Here is a 960-nt window from a genome sequence, read left to right on the forward strand (position 1 = left end):
GCTGCATCGAGGATGCCGGCCAGCGGCCGGCACTACCAGCTGCATCGAGGATGCCGGCCAGCGGCCGGCACTACCAAGCCACGCTCAGCGCGCGCGTTGCCGCCACTGTTCGCGCGACTGGCCCCAGATCTGCATGGGCTTGTCGTTGTATGGCGCTGGCAACTCCCCCATGCGCAGCAGGGTGCTTCCCAGCTTGCGTGCCACGGCCCGCGAGTTGTCGTTGTCCTCGGCGATGGTATGGATCACCTCAGCCCAGCCCAGCGTATCGAACGCCCAGTCGATCGCCGCGACCGCCGCCTCCGGCGCATAGCCCCGGCCCCAGCTGGCATGGCGGATGCCCCAACCGACCTCGGTACCCGGCCAGTCCTGCGGCTGCCACGGTCCCATCCGCCCGATCCAGTCGCCGCTGGATTTCTCGATCACGCTGAACATCGAGAAGCCGAACAGCTGCCAGGCGCCGGCCAGGCTGCAGAAACCGCGCCAGGCCACCGAGGGTGGCTGCACGCCGCCCAGGGTACGCATCGTGGCCTCGTCGGCGCAGAACGCCAGGTACGGCTCGTAGTCCTCGCGAAGCAGCGGGCGCAGGATCAGCCGCTCGGTTTCGATGCGCAGGTCGAAGATGCTCATGCCGGCTCCATGTCGAAGGGGGCACCCATGATGGAGGATGGCTTCGCTGCGCGGATGAATATCGCCGGTCGCAATAAAACGGGCCGGCATGAGCCGGCCCGTCAGGTACTGCATGCTGCGCCGGGATTACTGGCGCGTGGCTGCGGCAGTGGCACCGGCGGCAGCGGTCTGCGTGACCAGCTGGCCATCGACCACCGGCAGGCGATCGCTGGCCGGCTTGTTGTCCATGCGCACGGTCTTCTCCGCGCCGTCATAGCGGTAGGTCACGTTGTAACCCTTCACCACGTCGTTGGTACCCATGGCAATGCGGTTGCCCGGCTTGCTGGCCATGCG

1 protein-coding gene and 1 pseudogene are annotated in these 960 nt (G+C 67.6%); both read right to left on the reverse strand.

Translation table 11 applies throughout. From position 1 onward, the window contains the following. Positions 1-84: 84 nt before the first annotated feature. Positions 85-627: a GNAT family N-acetyltransferase gene (locus tag VG566_RS20385; protein WP_053495598.1), complete on the reverse strand. Its 543-nt coding sequence runs from the start codon at positions 625-627 to the stop codon at positions 85-87. A gap of 126 nt (positions 628-753) precedes the next feature. Beyond that, positions 754-960: pseudogene (locus VG566_RS20390) on the reverse strand (hypothetical protein); the annotation flags it as partial.

This window comes from Stenotrophomonas sp. CASM114, from assembly GCF_049384325.1.
GTDB classification, from domain to species: Bacteria; Pseudomonadota; Gammaproteobacteria; order Xanthomonadales; family Xanthomonadaceae; genus Stenotrophomonas; species Stenotrophomonas muris.